General features: G+C 68.9%; 17 protein-coding genes. 7 read left to right on the top strand and 10 right to left on the bottom strand.

Features of this window, described 5'->3' with window-relative positions:
* Positions 1-33 precede the first annotated feature (33 nt).
* From gshA to WD026_RS13160, 5 genes are all read left to right on the top strand, one after another.
* Positions 34-1,326 carry a glutamate--cysteine ligase gene (gene gshA / locus WD026_RS13140; RefSeq protein ID WP_425724106.1) on the top strand — a complete coding sequence of 431 codons (1,293 nt, stop codon included), beginning with the start codon at positions 34-36 and terminating at the stop codon, positions 1,324-1,326.
* 104 nt (positions 1,327-1,430) lie between these two features.
* Positions 1,431-3,299: a potassium transporter Kup gene (locus WD026_RS13145; RefSeq protein ID WP_425724107.1), complete on the top strand. Its 1,869-nt coding sequence runs from the start codon at positions 1,431-1,433 to the stop codon at positions 3,297-3,299.
* 36 nt (positions 3,300-3,335) lie between these two features.
* Complete coding sequence (locus tag WD026_RS13150) at positions 3,336-4,517, top strand: benzoate/H(+) symporter BenE family transporter (RefSeq protein WP_425724108.1); 1,182 nt, start codon at positions 3,336-3,338, stop codon at positions 4,515-4,517.
* Positions 4,518-4,522: 5 nt separating this feature from the next.
* Positions 4,523-5,479: a glutathione synthase gene (gshB, locus tag WD026_RS13155; RefSeq protein WP_425724109.1), complete on the top strand. Its 957-nt coding sequence runs from the start codon at positions 4,523-4,525 to the stop codon at positions 5,477-5,479.
* Positions 5,476-5,778, top strand: a complete 303-nt coding sequence (locus WD026_RS13160) for a VF530 family DNA-binding protein (protein ID WP_425724110.1) — start codon at positions 5,476-5,478, stop codon at positions 5,776-5,778. Before gshB ends, WD026_RS13160 begins: the two co-directional genes overlap by 4 nt.
* On the opposite strand, the gene WD026_RS13165 is transcribed toward WD026_RS13160, so the two are convergent.
* Genes WD026_RS13165 through WD026_RS13180 form a run of 4 tightly spaced genes read right to left on the bottom strand, consistent with a single transcriptional unit; the run spans position 5,747 to position 8,563 of the window.
* A complete protein-coding gene (locus WD026_RS13165) occupies positions 5,747-6,079 on the bottom strand; it encodes an SMR family transporter (protein WP_425724111.1) in 333 nt (110 codons plus the stop codon). The two genes, WD026_RS13160 and WD026_RS13165, sit on opposite strands and share 32 nt — an antisense overlap.
* Positions 6,076-6,849: a class II glutamine amidotransferase gene (locus tag WD026_RS13170; RefSeq protein ID WP_425724112.1), complete on the bottom strand. Its 774-nt coding sequence runs from the start codon at positions 6,847-6,849 to the stop codon at positions 6,076-6,078. Before WD026_RS13170 ends, WD026_RS13165 begins: the two co-directional genes overlap by 4 nt.
* 14 nt (positions 6,850-6,863) lie before the next feature.
* The gene (locus WD026_RS13175; RefSeq protein WP_425724113.1) at positions 6,864-8,339 is read right to left on the bottom strand and encodes an MFS transporter; all 1,476 of its coding nucleotides are present in this window, start codon (positions 8,337-8,339) and stop codon (positions 6,864-6,866) included.
* Positions 8,336-8,563 carry a cysteine-rich CWC family protein gene (locus WD026_RS13180; RefSeq protein ID WP_425724114.1) on the bottom strand — a complete coding sequence of 76 codons (228 nt, stop codon included), beginning with the start codon at positions 8,561-8,563 and terminating at the stop codon, positions 8,336-8,338. Before WD026_RS13180 ends, WD026_RS13175 begins: the two co-directional genes overlap by 4 nt.
* 64 nt (positions 8,564-8,627) lie before the next feature.
* Here WD026_RS13180 and WD026_RS13185 point away from each other — a divergent pair, with 64 nt between their 5' ends.
* Both WD026_RS13185 and WD026_RS13190 read left to right on the top strand, forming a co-directional pair.
* Positions 8,628-9,377 (top strand): c-type cytochrome, encoded by a 750-nt coding sequence (locus WD026_RS13185; RefSeq protein ID WP_425724115.1) that lies wholly within the window; start codon positions 8,628-8,630, stop codon positions 9,375-9,377.
* The gene (locus tag WD026_RS13190; protein ID WP_425724116.1) at positions 9,374-10,660 is read left to right on the top strand and encodes a cytochrome c; all 1,287 of its coding nucleotides are present in this window, start codon (positions 9,374-9,376) and stop codon (positions 10,658-10,660) included. Before WD026_RS13185 ends, WD026_RS13190 begins: the two co-directional genes overlap by 4 nt.
* 9 nt (positions 10,661-10,669) lie before the next feature.
* Here the strand turns inward: WD026_RS13190 and WD026_RS13195 are convergent, their stop codons facing one another.
* The 6 genes from WD026_RS13195 to WD026_RS13220 all read right to left on the bottom strand — a co-directional run bounded on the left by WD026_RS13195 (position 10,670) and on the right by WD026_RS13220 (position 17,000).
* A complete protein-coding gene (locus WD026_RS13195) occupies positions 10,670-12,256 on the bottom strand; it encodes a gamma-glutamyltransferase family protein (RefSeq protein WP_425724117.1) in 1,587 nt (528 codons plus the stop codon).
* 38 nt (positions 12,257-12,294) lie between these two features.
* On the bottom strand, positions 12,295-13,131 hold the full coding sequence (locus tag WD026_RS13200) for a sulfite exporter TauE/SafE family protein (protein WP_425724118.1): 837 nt from the start codon (positions 13,129-13,131) through the stop codon (positions 12,295-12,297).
* A gap of 9 nt (positions 13,132-13,140) precedes the next feature.
* Positions 13,141-14,466 carry a TRAP transporter large permease gene (locus tag WD026_RS13205; RefSeq protein ID WP_425724119.1) on the bottom strand — a complete coding sequence of 442 codons (1,326 nt, stop codon included), beginning with the start codon at positions 14,464-14,466 and terminating at the stop codon, positions 13,141-13,143.
* The gene (locus WD026_RS13210; protein ID WP_425724120.1) at positions 14,459-14,998 is read right to left on the bottom strand and encodes a TRAP transporter small permease subunit; all 540 of its coding nucleotides are present in this window, start codon (positions 14,996-14,998) and stop codon (positions 14,459-14,461) included. Before WD026_RS13210 ends, WD026_RS13205 begins: the two co-directional genes overlap by 8 nt.
* A 13-nt stretch (positions 14,999-15,011) precedes the next feature.
* Positions 15,012-16,100, bottom strand: a complete 1,089-nt coding sequence (locus WD026_RS13215; RefSeq protein ID WP_425724121.1) for a TRAP transporter substrate-binding protein — start codon at positions 16,098-16,100, stop codon at positions 15,012-15,014.
* Positions 16,101-16,472: 372 nt separating this feature from the next.
* A complete protein-coding gene (locus WD026_RS13220; RefSeq protein ID WP_425724122.1) occupies positions 16,473-17,000 on the bottom strand; it encodes an Lrp/AsnC family transcriptional regulator in 528 nt (175 codons plus the stop codon).
* Between the last annotated feature and the right edge of the window lie 2 nt (positions 17,001-17,002).

The raw sequence follows: 17,002 nt of genomic DNA on the forward strand, positions 1-17,002 counted from the left end.
AAGCACGGCCGCAGGCCCCACGTAGCACCGATCATGGTCCCTCACCTCGTCACCGCCCTGACCGGCCCCATCAACGAACTCGAGCAGCGCATCCTCGAATCCACGCCCGTCATCGAGCGCTGGTTCCGGCTGGAGTGGATGGAGCACACGCCACCGTTCTATACCTCGGTGGACGTGCGCAACGCCGGTTTCAAGCTGGCGCCGGTGGACACCAACCTGTTCCCCGGCGGCTGGAACCACCTCACGCCCGAGATGATTCCGCTGGCGGTGCAGGCCGCCATGGCGGCCATCGAGAAGATCTGCCCCGAGGCCAAGAACCTGCTGCTGGTGCCCGAGAACACCACCGACAGCTTCTACCTGAGCAACCTGGCCACGCTGCAGCAGATCTTCTACATGGCCGGCCTGAACGTGCGGGTGGGGTCGCTGTCCAACGACATCACCGAGCCCACCACCAAGGAGCTGCCCGGTGGCGGCACCATCGTGCTGGAGCCGCTGCTGCGCAGCAAGCGCCGCCTGGGCCTGAAGAATTTCGATCCCTGCACCATCCTGCTCAACAACGACCTGTCGGCCGGGGTGCCGGGCATCCTCGAAGACCTGCACGAGCAGTACCTGCTGCCGCCGCTGCACGCCGGCTGGGCCACCCGCCGCAAGAGCACCCACTTCAAGGCCTATGAAGAGGTGGCCAAGCGCTTCGGCAAGCTGCTGGGCATGGACCACTGGCTGATCCACCCCATGTTCAGCCAGTGCGGCGAGGTCGACTTCAACGAGGCCCAGGGCCTGGAATGCGTGCGCAGCCATGCCGACGCGCTGCTGACCAAGGTGCGGCGCAAGTACAAGGAATACGGCATCAACGAGAAGCCGTTCGTGGTGGTGAAGGCCGACAACGGCACCGGCGGCATGGGCATCATGACGGTGCGCGACGCCAAGGACATCGACTCGCTGTCGCCGCAGGCGCGCGCCCGCATGGCCACCACGCAGGGCGGCCGGGCGGTGAGCGAGGTGATCATCCAGGAAGGCGTGCTCACCCACGAGCGCATCAACAGCGCCGTGGCCGAGCCGGTGGTCTACATGATGGACCGCTATGTGGTGGGCGGTTTCTACCGCATCCATGCCGACCGGGGCGTGGACGAGAACCTCAATGCCCCCGGGTCGAGCTTCGTGCCGCTGGCCTTCGAGCAGAGCGCCCAGCTGCCGCAACCCGGTGCCAAGCCGGGTGCCAGCGTGCCCAACCGCTTCTACATGTACGGCGTGATCGGCCGCCTGGCCATGCTGGCCGCGAGCTACGAGCTCGAGGCCACCGACCCCGACGCCGAGAACTACGACTGATCCGCCGGCCGGATTAGGCCGTCCTCCCGGTTGCTGCAATGCAGCAACCGGGCGCAGAATGGCGGCTTCCCGACAAACACCCCGCCCTGCTGCGGGGCCCGTCCGTGTCCCGTTCCCAGTCATCCCTGGCCGCGCTCACCCTGGGCGCCATCGGCGTGGTCTATGGCGACATCGGCACCAGTGTGCTGTATGCCGTCAAGGAAATCTTCGGTTCCGGCCATGTGCCGTTCACCCACGCCAACGTCTATGGCGTGCTGTCCATCATCTTCTGGACGCTCACCACCATCGTCTCGCTGAAGTACGTGGTGCTGGTGCTGCGGGCCGACAACGGTGGCGAGGGCGGGCTGATCGCCATGCTGGCGCTGGCCTCCACGGCGGTGAAGGACAAGCCCCGCCTGCGTTCCACGCTGGTGGTCATCGGCATCTTCGGCACCTCGCTGTTCTACGGTGACGGGGTCATCACCCCGGCCATCTCGGTGCTGTCGGCGGTGGAAGGCCTGGAGGTGGTGTCGCCGCACTTCAAGCGCTACGTGCTGCCCATCACCCTGCTGGTGCTGTTTGCGCTGTTTGCAGTCCAGAAGCGCGGCACCGGCGGCATCGGCAAGTTCTTCGGGCCGATCACGCTGGTGTGGTTCGCGGCCATTGCCCTGCTGGGCATCAGCCACATCGTGCACCACCCCGAAATCCTGGGCGCCATCAGCCCGCACCATGCGCTGCGCTTCATGATCGAGCAGCCCGGCACCACCTTCATCATTCTGGGTGCGGTGGTGCTGTGCGTGACCGGCGGCGAGGCGCTGTATGCCGACATGGGCCACTTCGGCAAGCAGCCGATCCGTGTGGCCTGGTTCAGCATCGTCATGCCGGCCCTCACGCTGAACTATTTCGGCCAGGGCGCGCTGCTGCTGGAAGACCCGGCCGCGGTGAAGAACCCTTTCTTCAACATGGCGCCGGAGTGGGTGCTGCTGCCGCTGGTGATGCTCGCCACCATGGCCACGGTGATCGCCTCCCAGGCCCTGATCTCGGGCGCCTTCAGCGTCACCAAGCAGGCGGTGCAGCTGGGCTTCCTGCCGCGCCTGAACCTGCGCCACACCAGCGTGCGCGACACCGGGCAGATCTACATTCCCTTCGTCAACTGGGCGCTGTTTGCGGCCATTGCGCTGGCGGTGGTCATGTTCAAGTCCTCGTCCAACCTGGCAGCGGCCTACGGCATCGCGGTCACGCTGGACATGCTCATCACCACGGTGCTGACCTTCTTCGTCATCCGCTACGGCTGGAAGTACCCGCTGTGGCTGTGCCTGGCCGCCACCGGCGTGTTCTTCGTCATCGACCTGGCCTTCTTCAGCTCCAACCTGCTCAAGCTGTTCGACGGCGGCTGGTTCCCGCTGGTCATCGGCGGTGTGGTGTTCATGCTCATGATGACCTGGAAGCAGGGCCGCGCGCTCATGCGCAAGGCCCACGAGGCCGACGCCATCGAGCTCTCGTCCTTCCTGGAGGCCGTGTTCGTGAGCCCCCCGCAACGGGTCGAGGGCACCGCGGTGTTCCTGTCGGCCGAAAGCGGCATCGTGCCCAATGCCTTGCTGCACAACCTCAAGCACAACAAGGTGCTGCATGCGCAGAACCTGTTCGTCACGGTGCGCAGCCACGAGGTGCCCTGGATCGGTCTGGACGAGCGGGTGCAGGTGGAGTCGCTGGGCCGCGACTGCTGGGCCGTGACGGTGAACTACGGCTTCAAGAACGACCCCGACATCCCCAAGGCGCTGCAGGGCCTGCGCGGCCGCGGCTGCGACCTGGAGCCCATGACCACCAGCTACTTCCTCTCGCGCGATGTGGTCACGCCCACGCTGGGCAGCGGCATGGCGCCCTGGCGCGAGAAGCTGTTTGCCCAGATGCACCACAACGCCGGTGCGGCGGCGGCCTTCCTGAACCTGCCGGCCAACGCGGTGATCGAGCTGGGCTCCAAGGTCGAGATCTGACACGGCAGGCCACGCCATGCGGGCGACAATCGCCGCATGCGTTTCTTCCGTGACCTGAGCCTGTCTTCCGCCACCGCCGGCTTCGTGGCCGTGCTGGTGGGCTTCACCAGTTCGGTGGCCATCGTCTTTCAGGCCGCCCAGGCCTTCGGCGCCACGCCCGAGGTCATCACCTCGTGGATGTGGGCCCTCGGGCTGGGCATGGGACTGTGTTCGGCCCTGCCCTCGCTGGTGCTGCGCCAGCCGGTCATGGTGGCCTGGAGCACGCCGGGTGCGGCGGTGCTGGCCACGGCCGGTCTGGCCGGCGGGTTCTCCATGGGCCAGGCGGTGGGCGCCTTCATGATGTGCGCCGTGCTCATCGTGCTGGCCGGTGCCACCGGGCTGTTCGAGCGGCTCATGAACCGCATTCCCATGGCCATTGCCTCGGCCCTGCTGGCCGGGGTGCTGGCCCGCTTCGGCCTGCAGGCCTTTGCCGCGGCCCAGACCGCGCTGGTGCTGGTGGTGCTGATGCTGCTCACGTATCTGCTGGGGCGTCGCTGGCTGCCGCGTTACGCGGTGCCCTTGACGCTGCTGGTGGCCGTGGTGTGGGTGGTGGGGCAGGGCCAGTTCAAGGCCGGTGCGGTCACGCTGGACTGGGCGCGGCCGGTGTTCACCGCACCCGAGTTCACCCTGCAGGCCTTCGTCAGCCTGGCGCTGCCGCTGTTCATCGTCACCATGGCCTCGCAGAACCTGCCGGGCGTGGCCGCCATCCGCGCCGCCGGTTACGCCATGCCCCTCTCGCGCATCATCACCCTGACCGGTGTGGTGACCCTGGTGCTGGCCCCCTTCGGCGCCTTTGCCCTCAACCTGAGCGCCATCACGGCGGCCATCTGCATGGGGCCGGAGGCCCACCCCGACCCCAAGCGCCGCTACACCGCCGCCGTGGTGTGTGGTGCGCTGTACCTGGCCATCGGCCTGGTGGGGGCGCTGGTCACCGGGTTGCTGATCGCCTTCCCGCGCGAGCTGGTGCTGGCCATTGCCGGGCTGGCCCTGCTGGGCACCATCGGCGGTGGCCTGCAGGCCGCGCTGCAGGACGAGCGCCACCGCGAGGCGGCCCTCATCACCTTTCTGGTCACGCTCAGCGGCGTGGTGATTGCCGGCATCGGCTCGGCCTTCTGGGGCGTGGTGGCCGGCGCGCTCGCGCTGTTTGTGCAACAGTACGGCCTGCCCAAGAAAGCCTGAACCGCATGAAGACCATCCTCGTCGTTGCCGACCCGCTCGAATCCTTCAAGACCTACAAGGACACCACCTTTGCCATGATGCGCGAGCTCCAGCGCCGGGGCTTTGCCCTGGCGGCCTGCGAGCCGCAGCACCTGCAGTGGCAGACCGGCGGGGTGGTGAGCGCCGAGGTGCGCGAGATCGCGCTCACCGGTCGTGCAGACGACTGGTTCGAGGTCAAGGCCACCGGCCGCCGGGCACTGCGCGATTTCGCCGCCATCCTCATGCGCAAGGACCCGCCCTTCGACAGCGAGTTCTTCTACGCCACCCACCTGCTGGAGCAGGCCGAGCGCGAAGGCGCCCGGGTGTTCAACAGCCCGCGCGCGCTGCGCGACCACCCCGAAAAACTCGCGCTCATGGAGTTCGGGCAGTTCGCTCCCCCCACGCTGGTGACGCGTTCGGCCGACGCCATCCGCGCCTTCCATGCCGAGCACCGCGACATCATCCTCAAGCCCCTGGACGGCATGGGTGGCATGGGCATCTTCCGGGTCACCGACAACGGCATGAACCTGGGCTCCATCATCGAGACGCTCAACCAGGGTGGCACCACCAGCGTGATGGTGCAGCGCTACCTGCCGGAGATCGTGCAGGGCGACAAGCGCCTGCTGCTCATTGGCGGGAAGGTGGCGCCCTTCGTGCTCGCCCGCATTCCGCAGGGCGACGAGGTGCGCGGCAACCTGGCGGCCGGCGGCAAGGGCGTGGCCCAGCCGCTGTCGGACGAAAACCGCAGGGTGGCCGAAGCCATCGCGCCGGTGCTGGCCGCGCGCGGCCTGTTGCTGGTGGGGCTGGACATGATCGGCAACAGCGTGACCGAGATCAATGTCACCAGCCCGACCTGCTTCCAGGAGATCCAGCAGCAGACCGGCTTCGATGTGCCGGCGATGTTCGTGGATGCCCTCGAAGCTGCGCTCAAGGACCGCGCATGAGCGACGCCCCGTCGCCACCCGAGGGGCAGGCGAACAACCCGCTGCACGGCGTCACCCTGGCGGCCATGCTGGACGAGCTGGTGGCCTGCTATGGCTGGGACGGCCTGGGCGAACGCATACCGGTGCGCTGCTTCAACATCGACCCCAGCGTCCCCTCCAGCCTGCGCTTCCTGCGCAAGACCCCGTGGGCGCGCGACAAGGTGGAAGGGCTCTATCTGTTCATGCTGCGCGAGCAGCGGCGCGCAGGCCGGTCGGGTGGGCGCGGCGTCAGTGCGCCGCCGCCTTCGAGAACAGGTTGAGCACCAGCACGCCGGCCACGATCAGCCCCATGCCGATGAGCCCGGCGGTGTCGATGCGCTGGCCGAACAGCACAAAGGCCGCCAGCGTGATGAGCACGATGCCCAGCCCCGACCACACCGCATAGGCCACCCCGACCGGGATGGTCTTGAGCACCAGCGACAGGCTGTAGAAGGCCACTGCGTAAGACACCACCACCAGCACCGAGGGCCAGAAGCGGGTGAAGCCGACGCTGGCCTTGAGCGCGCTGGTGCCGATCACCTCTGCCGCAATGGCGATGCCCAGGGCCAGCCAGGCGTTCATGCCTCGGCCTCCAGCGGCAGCCCGTCCACGAACACCTTGAGCTCGTTCGGCTCGAAGGCGGTCCAGGTCTCGTCGCTGGTCAGTGGCGTGGTGACGATCACCGCCGCGCGGTCGCCGGGCTGGTTGATGGCGGCGAAGTCCACCGTCCAGTCGCAGTCCTTCAGCGTGGCGGCCTGGAACGGGTGCTGGCGGATCAGCCAGTGCAGGTTCGTGCTGCAATGGGCCCACAGGGCCTCGCCGTTGGAGAGCAGGAAGTTGAAGGTGCCGAAGGCCCGGATCTGCGGCACCAGCTCGCGCAGCGTGCGGGTGAGCTCCTGCACCGTGGGCAGGGCGGCGTGCGACTTGTGCAGCTCCTGCATCAGCCAGCAGAAGGCGCGTTCGCTGTCGGTGCTGCCGACCGGACGGAAGTGGCTGTGCAGTCGGGGCTGGTAGTCCTTGAGATCGCCGTTGTGGGCGAACACCCATTGCCGGCCCCACAGTTCACGCACGAAAGGGTGGGCGTTCTCCAGCGCCACCTCGCCCACCGTGGCCTTGCGCACATGGGCAATGATGTTGCGGCTCTTGAGCGGGTAGGCCTGCAGGAAGGCCGCCATGGGCGACTGGGCCGCGCTCTCGTGGTCGATGAACAGGCGCAGGCCCTTGCCCTCGAAGAAGGCGATGCCCCAGCCGTCGGCATGGTGGTCGGTGTGGCCGCCCCGCTCCCGGAAGCCGGTGAAGCTGAAGGTGGCGTCGGTGGGGGTGGCGCAGTTCAGGCCCAGCAGTTGGCACATGGGCCGATTGTGCTTCAGGCCTTGTCGCGCAGGCGCAGGGCGGCCACCAGGGCCAGGGCGCAGATGCCGGCGAGCATCAGGAAGGTGTCGTCGAAGGCAGCAATGCGGGCCGGGGTGCTGGCGGCGGCCTCCAGGCCCGCCCCGCGTGCCGCCAGCCGCCACTCCAGCACGATGCCGCACAGGCTCACGCCGGCCGCGCCGCCCAGCATGCGCAGGAAATTGATCACGCTCGAACCCTGCGGGATGTGGTGCCGCTCCAGCCCGCGCATGGCGCCGATGTTGAGCGAGGGCAGGATGAAGCCCAGGCCTATGCGGCCCAGGATGGCCCACACCACCAGCAGCGGCACGATCAGGGCGGGGTGTTCCAGCCGGATGGTGGTCATGAGCGCGAACGAGGCGGCCAGCAGCACCAGGCCGATGCTCACCAGCCGGTGGGTGGGTTGCTTGTCGGCCAGGCGACCCACCACCGCAATGCACACCGCCAGCACCAGGCCGGCCGGCAGCAGGATGGTGCCCACATACGAGGCCGACAGCCCCAGGCCCAGCTGCATGAACACCGGCAGCAGGTAGGTGGAGCCGAACAGCGCCACGCCGTAGATGAAGGCCACGATGCTGCCCATGGCAAAGCGCCGGTCGGCAAACAGCGACAGGTTCATGAGCGGGTCGATGCCCTGGTCCGGGTGGCGTTGCCGGGCTTTGAGGGTGCGCCGCTGCAGCGCCACGAAGCCCACCAGCAGTGCCGCCGCCGAGCCCAGCAGCACGGCGGCGGTCAGCGGCGTGCCGCCCTGCAGTTCCACCAGGCCATTGAGCAGGCACAGCGTGCCGGCTGCGGCCAGCAGCAGGCCACGCCAGTCCAGCGCCGCGCCCTGCGGGTTGGCGGCCTGGCCGCCGGGGGCCACGTCGGGCACGTAGCGCCGCGCCAGCCACAACGACGCCAGGCAGAACGGCACCACCATGAAGAAGATGGAGCGCCAGCCGAACAGGTCGACCAGCAGCCCGCCGATGCTGGGGCCGAGTGCCGGGGCCAGCACCACGCCCATGCCGAAGATGCCGCTGGCCCGGCCCTGTTCGCTGGGCTCGAAGGCGCGCAGGATGATGATGGCCGGAATCGGCTGCACCACGCCGGCGGCCAGGCCCTCGGCCACGCGGGCGGCCAGCACCAGCGGGTAGTCGTTGGCCATGCCCCCGGCCACGCCGCCCACCAGCAGCAGCCACATGCAGCCGGCGTAGGTGGCGCGGTAGCCGTAGCGCGCGAGCAGCCAGGGAGTGGTCAGCATGGACACCGTCATGGCGGCCATGAAGCCCGAACTCACCCACTGCGCGCGCTCCTGCCCGAGCGTGAAGTGGTGGCTCATGTCCGGGATGGCCACGTTGATGATGGTCGACGACATGATGGACGCCATGGTCCCCACCATCACCGACAGCAGCAGCAGCCAGCGGTAGCGCTCGCCGTGGCGTTCCCGCAGGGCCTGCACGCTGGCGTTGCTCATGGTCGGGCGGTGTCCTGGTGGGCCGCCACGCAGGCCGCGCAGATGCAGGCCTGGTCCCGGGCGGCGTCGGGCAGCCTCGCCAGCAGGTCGGGTGCAAAGGTGGTGGTGGTGCACCAGCACGGCGGCTGGGGCTGCCCGGTGGCGCGTTCCAGCTCCATCGCGCAGCGGTTGTCGGCGCCGCACAGGGGGCAGCGGGTGGGGTCGACCGGGGTGGGCGCATTCATGGGGTGAGGGGGTATGGTAATTTCAAAGGCTGGCCCCCACTCCTGCAGGGGTCTCGAGCGAGTCATGTTTCCTGAATCACTGTTGCGGGTGCGCCGCTGGCCCTGGGCCCTGGCCGCCGCCGCGTTCATGGCGCCGGCACTGGCCGCCCCGCCCCACACCATCCCCGACACCATGGCCCAGCGCATGCTGGTGTGCACCGCCTGCCATGGTGCCGAGGGGCGTGCCACGCCCGACGGCTACTTTCCCCGCATTGCGGGCAAGCCGGTGGGCTACCTCTACAACCAGCTGCTGCACTTCAAGGCCGGCCGCCGCCAGGCCGTGGGCATGACGGCCTTGCTGGACCCGCTGACCGATGCTTATCTGCTGGAGATGGCGCAGTACTTTGCCGGCCTGGACCTGCCTTATCCGCCCCCCGCGCCCGCCAGCGTGGACCCGGCCCAGCTGCGCCGGGGCGAGCAGCTGGTGAAGGTGGGCGATGCCTCGCGCCAGATACCGTCGTGCAACAGCTGCCACGGCGACCGCATGACCGGTGTGCAGCCGGCCATCCCGGGGCTGCTGGGCTTGCCGCGCGATTACCTCATCAGCCAGCTGGGTGGCTGGCAGACCGGCCTGCGCCGCGCCACCGCGCCCGACTGCATGGGCACCGTGGCCAAGCGCCTGAGCGGGCCGGACGTGACCGCCGTGGCCGCCTGGCTGGCGGCCCAGCCGGTGCCGGCCGACGCCAAGCCCGTCGACCGCCTGCCAGCCCTGCTGCCCATGGACTGCGGCCGCGATCTGCAGGCCCCTGCGGTCGCGAAGGGGGCCGCCCGATGAGCACGTCTTCTCAACGGGCGGGCGGGCGCCCGGTGCGGGCCGGCGGGTGGGTGGCCGGCGGCCTGCTGCTGGGCGCGGCCCTCATGGCCTTTGCGGTGCGCACCGAGCTGCAGGGCGTGCCGGTGCAGCCGGTGGAGGTGACCGTGACGCCGGCCCTGCTGGAACGCGGCGCGCAGCTCGCCGCCGCCGGCAACTGCATGGCCTGCCACACCGCGCGCGGCGGCGAACCCTGGGCCGGTGGCCGGCCCGTCAGCACGCCGTTCGGCCCCATCTACGCCAGCAACCTCACGCCCGATCCCGACACCGGCCTGGGCCGCTGGAGCGCGGGCGATTTCCGCCGCGCCCTGCAGCATGGCCAGTCGCGCGACGGCCGCCTGCTCTACCCGGCCTTCCCCTACAACCACACCACCCGCATGACGGCCGAGGACGTGGACGCGCTGTATGCCCACCTGCGCACCCTGCCGCCGGTGTCGCAGCCGGCGCGCGAGCACGGCCTGCGGTTCCCGTTCAACACCCAGGCCGCGCTGGCCTTGTGGCGCATCCTGTACTTCACGCCCGGCACCTACCAGCCCGATGCGGCCCGCAGCGCCGAGTGGAACCGGGGCGCCTACCTGGTGACCGGCGTGGCGCACTGCGCCGCCTGCCACGCCGAGCGCGACGCGTTCGGGGGTGGTTCGGTCGACCGCTTTGCCGGTGGCCTCATGCCCGACGGCCGCTGGTGGGCGCCTTCACTGCACGACCCGGCCGAGGGCGGCACCCAGAAATGGGGCGTGGACGCCACCGTGGCCCTGCTGGCCGGCGGGCGCAACGCCCATGCCTCCACCCTGGGGCCCATGGCCGAGGTGGTGCTGCACGGCACCCAGCACCTGCCCGAGGCCGATCTGCGGGCCATGGCGGTCTACCTGACCGAACTGCCGGTGCAGCCGGTGAAGCAGCCCGGCTTCGAGCCGGCACCCGATGTGGTGCTCACCCGGGGCGGCCAGCTCTACGAGCAGCACTGCGCCCAGTGCCACGGCGATGCGGGCGAAGGCGCGGCGGGTGCCTACCCGCCCCTGGCCGGCCACCGCGCCGTCACGCAGAGCAGCCCGGTGAATGCGGTGCAGGCCATCCTGAGCGGCGGCTTCGCGCCGGCCACCCAGGCCCACCCCCGGCCCTATGGCATGCCGCCCTACCGCAGCCAGCTCAACGACGACGAGGTGGCGGCGGTGGCCAGTTTCATCCGCCAGTCCTGGGGCAACCGGGCCGGCGAGGTGACGGCACTCGACGTGGCCCGGCTGCGCTGATCGGCTGCGTCAGACCGCGGCCACCGCGCCGTCGCTGCGCGGATCGGCCGCGCCTTCGATCATGCCGTTCGGGTGCCGCACCAGCGCACCCGCGTGGCCCATGGTGTCGCTGAAGGCCTCGGGCAGCACCTCGACCACATGGCCGGCGTCGCGCAGGGCCTGCACCAGCGCCGGGTCGAAGCGGCTTTCCAGCTTGAGCGTGGTGCTCACGTCGCCCCAGGTGCGGCCCAGCAGCCAGCGCGGCGCAGTCACCGCCTGCTGCAGGCCCTGGCCGAAGCGGGCATAGCGGGTGAACACGGCGGCCTGCGTCTGCGGCTGGCCTTCGCCACCCATGGTGCCGTAGGGCATGACGCGGCCATCGTCGAACAGCGCCATCGACGGGTTCAGCGTGTGGAAGGGCTTGTGGCCGGGCTTGAGGCTGTTGAGGGCTTTGGGGTCGAGCGAGAAGCTGGTGCCCCGGTTCTGCCAGCAGATGCCGCTGTCCTGCAGTACGGTGCCGGAGCCGAATTCCCAGTACACGCTCTGGATGAAGCTCACCGCGCGGCCTTCGCGGTCGATGGCACCCATCCAGATGGTGTCGCCGGGCTTGGCCACATCGGGCCAGGGCAGGGCGCGGGCCGGGTCGATCTGGGCGGCCAGTTCGTCCAGCGCCTGCGGCGTGAGGAAGCTGCGCGGATCCGCCGGCAGGCGCTGCGGGTCGGTCACCACGCGTTCGCGCACCCGGAAGGCGCGCTTGGTGGATTCGACCAGGCCGTGCAGGTAGGCAAAGCCCTCGCCTTCGGTCACGCCCAGACGCTCGAACAGGCCCAGGATCATCAGGGCCGAGAGGCCCTGCGTGGGCGGCGGCAGGTTGTAGACCGTGCTGTCGTTCAGGCGCACCGCCAGCGGCTCGACGATCTGCGCCCGGTAGGCCGCCAGGTCGCTGGTACGCACCGGGCTGCCCACGCGCTCCAGCTCGGCGCCGATGCGCTGCGCCAGTTCGCCGCGGTAAAAATCGTCCAGGCCACGTTCGGCCAGCTGGGCCAGGGTGCGGGCCAGTGCGGGCTGCTTGAGCACATGGCCGGGCTCGGGCGGCTGGCCGTCCACCAGGTAGGTCTGGGCGAAGCCGGGCGCGTCCTTCAGGCCGGGCAGCTTCTCGCGGGTGAGGGCCGACTGGCTGGTGGTCACGGCCACGCCCTCGCGGGCATGGCGGATGGCGTCCTGCAGCAGGCGCGAGAGCGGCAGGCCCGGGCCCCAGGCCGAGGCCACGTCGAGGGCCTTCTGCCAGCCGCCCACGGTGCCGGCCACGGTCAGGGCGGCGGTGGGGCCGCGCGGCGGGATGGCATCGAGCCCGGCATAGAAGTCGCGCGTGGCCAGCGCGGCGGCCGGGCCGCAGGCGTCGATGGCCACCGGGGCCTTGCCAGGTTCGTGGATCAGCCAGAAGCCGTCGCCGCCGATGGCGTTCATGTGCGGGTAGACCACGGCAATGGCCGCGGCAGCGGCCACCATGGCCTCGACCGCGTTGCCGCCGTCGCGCAGCACGTCGCGGCCGGCCTGCGCGGCCAGGTGGTGCGGTGCCACCTGCATGCCGCCCAGGGCTTTGAGGGTGTGGATCATGGGTTGTCTCCGTGGATGTCGTTGGTTGTCGATTCGGTTCAGGTCAGCAGGCCATAGAACATGCGCAGCGAGGTGAGCGCCAGGAAGGCCGCAAACACCTGCCGCAGCCGGCGGGCATCGATGCGGTGCGCGAGTGTTGCACCCCATCCGGTGGTCATCAGCGTGGCCGGCACGATGAGCGCAAAGCCCAGCAGGTTCACATAGCCCAGGCACAACGGCGGGCGCATCGGCACGTCCAGGCCGTTGACCACGAAGGCCAGCGCGCCCGGGATGCTGATGACCATGCCCAGCATGGCCCCGGTGCCCACGGCGGTGTGCATGGGCACCTTCAGCGCATTGAGCAGCGGGACCGAGAGTGTGCCGCCACCGATGCCCATGAGCGTGGACACGCCGCCAATGCCCCCACCGAGCAGGGCGGTGCCGGCGCGGCCGGGCAGGCCGTCGGCCACGGCAAAGCCGTCGCGCTTGAAGGCCATGTTGAGTGCCACCAGCAGCGCCACGGCCGCAAACACGGCGGTCAGCACGCTGCCGTCCAGAAAGCGGCTGGCGATGGAGCCCAGCGCCACTCCCACCACCACGCCGGGCATCAGTGCACGGATCAGGTCCATGTTCAGGCTGCCTTTGCGCCGGTGGGCCCGGCTGGACATGATGGAGGTGGGGATGATGGTGGCCAGCGAGGTGCCCACCGTCACGTGCATGCGCACCGACTCGTCGATGCCCAGCAGCGTGAACAGGTGGTAGAGCACCGGCACGATGACGATGCCGCCGCCCACCCCCAGCAGGCCGGCCATGACGCCGGCCACCAGGCCGGTGACCGCCAGGGCCGCAGCCAGCCCCAGCAGCCACAGGCCGCTGTGTTGTGCAAACAGTTCCATGGGGGGTCCTTACCAGCCGATGGCCTTGGGCAGCCAGAGCGCGATCGACGGGTAGAAGAACAGCAGCACCAGGGTCAGCAGCTGCAGCGCAATGAAGGGGATCACGCCGCGGTAGATGTCCTTGATGTTCACCTCGGGTGGCGCCACCCCCTTGAGGTAGAACAACGCCCAGCCGAAGGGCGGCGTGAGGAAGCTCGACTGCAGGTTCACCGTGATCAGCATGGCCAGCCACACCGGGTCCACGCCCATGTTGAGCAGGATGGGCAGGAACAGCGGCACCGCGATGTAGCTGATCTCGATCCACTCGATGAAGAAACCGAGCACGAAGATCATCAGCATCATGAACCAGATGGCGGTGTTCACGCCGCCCGGCAGCGACTCGAACAGGCTGGCGATCAGCTCCTCGCCATGCAGGCCGCGGAAGGCCAGGGCGAACACCTGCGCGGTCATGAGGATGAACATCATGATGGCGGTGATCTTGCTGGTCTCCAGCGCGGTGTCCTTGAGCGTCTTGAGCGTGAAGCGGCCCGAGAACGCCGTGATCAGCACCGCGCCCACGGCGCCCATGGAAGCGGCTTCGGTGGGCGCAGCCACGCCGCCCACGATGGAGCCCAGCACCGCCACCACCAGCAGCACCGGCGGCAACAGCACCTTGAAGAAGCGCTTCCACAGCTCGCCGCGCGAGACGGCGTCGCGCTCGGCCACCGGAATCGGCGGCATGGACGCCGGCTTGAGCCATCCCATGACCAGGATGTAGACGATGTACACGCCGGCCAGCAGCATGCCGGGGCCGACCGCAGCGGCGAACAGCGTGCCCACCGACAGCTGCATGATGTCGGAGAGCAAAATCAGGATCAGGCTGGGCGGGATGATCTGCCCCAGCGTGCCGGAGGCGCAGATCACGCCGCAGGCCACGCTCTTGTCGTAGCCGCGCCGGATCAGCGTGGGCAGGGTCAGCAGGCCCAGCGTGATGATGGTCGCACCCACGATGCCGGTGGTGGCGCCCATGAGCACACCGAACAGCACGATGCCCACCGCCATGCCGCCCTTGGTGCCGCCCGCTATGTGGCCCATGACGTCCAGCAGGTCGTCCGCCAGGCGCGATTTCTCCAGCATCACCCCCATGAAGACGAACAGCGGTATGGCCATCCACTGGTAGCCCGAGACGATGCCGTAGAAACGCGCCGGCAGCAGGTTGAACAGGCCGTCGCCGAAGCCCAGCCAGCCGAACACGAAACCCACGGTGGCCAAACTGATGGCCACCGGAATGCCGATCATCAGCAGGACGAAGAAGCCCACCAGCATGAAGACGGCGTAGGTCGACATCTCAAACATGGCCGTCCTCCTTCGCGCCGTTGCCAACCGGCGTGTGCTGTTGCTGGAACAGCCGCACCAGGTGCGCCAGCTGCTGCAGCACCAGCAGGCCGTAGCCCAGCGGAATCAGCGACTTCACCAGCCAGCGGTAGGGAATGCCGCCCGGGTCGGGCGAGGCCTCGGCGATCGAGCGCGACTGCTCCACATAGCCCAGCGAGAGCTGGATGAAGTGCACGCTGATGGCGATCAGCAGCAATGCGGAGACCACGTCCACCACCTGCTTGGTGCGCGGCGAGAAGCGCGCATAGAACAGGTCGACGCGCACGTTGTCGCCGCGTTGCAGGGCATGGCTCATGCCCAGCAGGATGAGGGCGGCCAGCAGGTGCCATTCCAGTTCCTGCGCCCACACCGAGCCGAAGCTGAAGGCGTAGCGCAGCACCACGTTGGTGGCCACCAGGCCGATCATGGCCAGGGCAATCCAGGCGGTCAGGGACCCGAGGCGGTCGATGACCGCCTCGATGCCCCCTGCCGCCTTCGACAGGGGTTGTTGCATGGTGACTCCGCCTTCAGCCGCGAACCTTGAGGTGGTAGGCCTCTTCGCTGATCTCGCTCCAGCGGTCGTACTTGGCCTTGAAGGCCATGTAGGAGTCGTGCACCTTCTTGGTCAGCGGGTCCTTGGCCACGGCCTCGGCCAGCACCTTCTCGGTCTCGGCGCGCAGGGCCTTGATGACGTCGTCCGGCAGCGGGCGGGCGATCACGCCCTGGTTCTTGATCAGGTCTTCCATGGCCTCGGAGTTGGCCTTCTGGCACCAGCCCTCGCTGATCACGTTGCAGGCCGCAGCGGCGTTGCTCACGATGGCCTGCAGGTCCTTGGGCAGCTTGTTCCAGGCGGCCTTGTTGATCAGCAGTTCCGACACCGTGGACGACTCGTGCCAGCCGGTCGTGTAGTAGAACTTGGCGGCCTTCTGCAGGCCCAGGCGGCGGTCCTGGAACGGGCCCACGAACTCGGCCGCGTCGATCACGCCGCGCTCCAGCGCCGGGAAGATCTCGCCGCCCGGCAGCACCTTCACGTCCACGCCGAGGTTGGCGTACACCTTGCCGGCCAGGCCAGGGATGCGCATCTTCAGGCCCTTGAGGTCGGCCACGCTCTTGATCTCTTTCTTGAACCAGCCGGTCATCTGCACGCCGGTGTTGCCGCAGGGCATGGCCACCATGCCGAACGGGGCATACACCTCGTTCCACAGGTCGATGCCGCCGCCGTCGTACAGCCAGCCGTTCATGCCCTGGAAGTTCATGCCGAAGGGCACGGCGGTGAAGTACTGGGCCGCGGCGGTCTTGCCGGTCCAGAAGTAGGCGTTGGCGTGGTTCATCTCCACCGTGCCGGCGCGCACGGCATCAAACCCCTCGAAGGCCGGGATCAGTTCGCCGGCGCCGAACACCTGGATGTTCAGGCGGCCGTCCGACATCTCGCGGATGCGTTTGGCCAGGTCGGTGGCACTGCCGGGGCCGTCCATGTAGAAGGGCGAGCCTTTGCCGTAGGCACTGGTCATCTTCCAGTTGAACTTGGCCGACTGGGCGTTGACGATGGCCGGGGCGCCGAGAACGCTGCCGGCAACGGCGGCGCGAGAGAGGAATTGGCGACGGATCAGGGACATGGCGGAACTCCTGTGGGTGAGGGGGTGTGGGCGAGGGTCGCTGGCTGCCGCTGTTTCGTTTGTTCGGCAGACTCCCACCCGCTCAGCAACCACCGTGCCAACCGCAAAAATCCTGATAAATCATTGATCTGAAAAGGATTTTCGGTAGGGATGCCATTCCGCCCCTCTCGGTCGGGGAGCCCGATCCTGGGCGTGGCCGGCCGCGGGTTCGGTGCCGAATGTTTTGCATCGGCCGATCTGGTGATCGTTTGGTGGGCCGTCGGCTCCATTTGGTGACTGTTGGCATGCCAACGTTGGCCGCCGCCGCCGCACCGTTGACAAATGTTCATCGCGCACCCCGTCGGTGCAGGCGCACCAAATCCGACGCCCGGCTCAGAGCCGCGCGCCGCCACGCCGGTTCTTGACGCGGGTGAGCAGGGTCTTGCAGTCCACCGACAGGATTTCCGGACGGTTGAACAGGTGCCGGCGCACGAAGGCCTCGAAGGTCGGCACGCTGTCGGTCAGCGCATGCACATGCAGGCTGCGCAGGTCGCTCATGATGTAGAGGCTCACCACCTCGTGGCAGTCGGCCAGCTCCTGGGCCACCGCCTCCAGCGCCACCGGCGAGACCTGGATGTCGAGGAAGGTGGACACCACCTGCCCCAGCTTTTCGGGGTTGATCACCGCGCCGAACAACTCGATCACACCGCTGGCCTGCAGTGCCTGCACCCGCGCCCGGGCATGGGCGCGCGAGATGCCGAGCTGGCGCGCGATGTCGGCGAACGATGCGCGTCCGTCCTTGACCAGGATGTTCAGCAGGGCGCTGTCGAGCTTGCTCAGCACCGGCGCGGCCCCTGGCGGGGCCGGCAGGGTGGCGAGGTGGGTGGCGGGGGCAGGGGAGAGGGATGGGTCGGGGTTCATGC

The organism is Hydrogenophaga sp. R2 (assembly GCF_049843595.1).
Lineage (GTDB): Bacteria > Pseudomonadota > Gammaproteobacteria > Burkholderiales > Burkholderiaceae_C > Hydrogenophaga.